Origin of the sequence: Lentzea kentuckyensis (assembly GCF_002150765.1) — a bacterium.
GTDB classification, from domain to species: domain Bacteria; phylum Actinomycetota; class Actinomycetes; order Mycobacteriales; family Pseudonocardiaceae; genus Lentzea; species Lentzea kentuckyensis.
Genome location: NZ_MUYM01000173.1, coordinates 1 through 1,657, shown reverse-complemented (window position 1 = coordinate 1,657; position 1,657 = coordinate 1). Strand labels below are relative to the sequence as shown.

The following is a 1,657-nucleotide window of genomic DNA, read 5'->3' as shown; positions in this document are numbered from 1 at the left end:
GCGTGGTGGCCAACGTCATCGACAACGCACTGCGCCACGGCAGGCTCCGGCCACGTCGCCGAGTCGACGTGAACGGCGACGGACGAGTCGACGAGGACGAGCCCGAGATCGCCGTCAGGGCCAGCGCACACGGCGACCACGTGGAACTGCGGGTGGTCGACCACGGTCCCGGCCTGCCGCGCAAGTCCGCGGATCGCGTCTTCACCCCGTTTCAGCGGCTGGGAGACCGCGACGCCACGCCTGGTGTCGGGCTGGGCCTCAGCGTGGCCAAGGGTTTCACCGAGGCCATGGGCGGCGAGATCCACGCCGAGGACACGCCGGGCGGCGGGCTCACGATCGTCATTTCGTTTCCTGCCCAGAAGCACGCCGAGGAGCACCTGGAATGACCACTGTGCTGGTGGTGGACGACGAGCCGCAGATCGTCCGTGCGTTGCGCATCAACCTTTCCGCGCGTGGCTACGACGTGCTCACCGCGTACGACGGCAAGTCCGCTCTGCGGGTCGCCGTGGACGAGAAGCCGGACGTCGTGGTGCTCGACCTGGGACTGCCCGACATCGACGGTGTGGAGGTCATCGCCGGCCTGAGAGGCTGGACGTCGATGCCGATCATCGTGCTGTCCGNNCTACGTCACCAAACCGTTCGGAATGGACGAACTCCTCGCCCGGCTGCGTGCCGCGGTACGTCGGGCCACCACGCAGACCGTCGGGGCCCCGATCGTGACCACGGCGACGTTCGTCATCGACCTCGCGGTCAAGAAGGTGCACCGGGACGGCGCCGAGGTGCACCTGACCCCGACGGAGTGGGGACTGCTGGAGATCCTCGCCCGAAACCCGGCCGCCTGGTGTCGCAGAAGCAGCTGCTGCAGGACGTCTGGGGGCCGACGCACATCGGGGAGTCCCAGTACCTGCGGGTGTACCTGGCGCAGCTGAGGCGCAAGCTGGAGACCGATCCGTCACGGCCGCGGCACCTGATCACCGAGGCGGGTATGGGCTACCGGCTCGAGCTGTGAGCGCCGGGATCTCGGCGAGTTCGGCGGAGCTGAGCCACAGGGTGCCCTGCCGGTAGCCGATGGAGTCCGCGACGGGCGTCGATCCGGCACCGCGCCGGACTTCGTCGAGACTGTCACGCTTACCGGTCAGCGAGAACCGCGGGATTGGCGTCGGCGGGGTTCGAGCTCACCACGGACGAGACGACCGCGCTGGACGAGGTTTCCGCGCGGGTCAGGTAAAGCCGCGTCTGGAGCCCGCTCGGTTGCCGGGTGGCGCGGTCAACGGGCCGGATGCGCCTCGTAGCCGTCGGCGAGATAGGTATCCAGTCGCCTGCGACGTTCAGCGATGTGTCGTTCCTGCCGCACGAGTTCGTCCCGGACCTGCCGGACGCGCGTCAGGAGTTCGGCGCAGTCGCCACGCGGGTGCTCGTCCTGGGCGCACGGCAGGATTTCGCGGACCACGTCGGACGACAGGCCGGCGTGGAACAGGTCCTGGATGAACGCGACGACCTTGATCGACTCCGGAGGGTACTCGCGGTACCCGTTGGCTCGGCGCTCACTGAACAGCAGGCCCTGCTGTTCGTAGTAGCGCAGTGCCCGGCTGCTCACGCCGGTCGCCTTGCTCAACTCCCCGATGCGCATGCGTCAGTTCATCTTGACCTTGACATC

The 1,657-nt window shown here is 68.3% G+C and carries 2 protein-coding genes and 1 pseudogene; 2 read left to right on the top strand and 1 reads right to left on the bottom strand.

The annotated features are described in order from the left end of the window. Window positions 1–386 (top strand): sensor histidine kinase (locus B0F77_RS45015; RefSeq protein WP_245849485.1); only part of this gene is annotated, 386 nt, incomplete at its 5' end. Beyond that, window positions 383–1,009: pseudogene (locus B0F77_RS45010) on the top strand (winged helix-turn-helix domain-containing protein). The gene B0F77_RS45015 and the pseudogene B0F77_RS45010, both read left to right, overlap by 4 nt. A gap of 258 nt (window positions 1,010–1,267) precedes the next feature. Here B0F77_RS45010 and B0F77_RS45005 read toward each other — a convergent pair. Then, window positions 1,268–1,630, bottom strand: a complete 363-nt coding sequence (locus B0F77_RS45005) for a MerR family transcriptional regulator (RefSeq protein WP_086669188.1) — start codon at window positions 1,628–1,630, stop codon at window positions 1,268–1,270. Window positions 1,631–1,657: the final 27 nt, after the last annotated feature.

What these genes read in the sequence shown, in the direction of transcription:
- B0F77_RS45005 (WP_086669188.1), bottom strand. Translation starts at nt 1,630, where the DNA reads ATGCGCATCGGGGAGTTGAGCAAGGCGACCGGCGTGAGCAGCCGGGCA.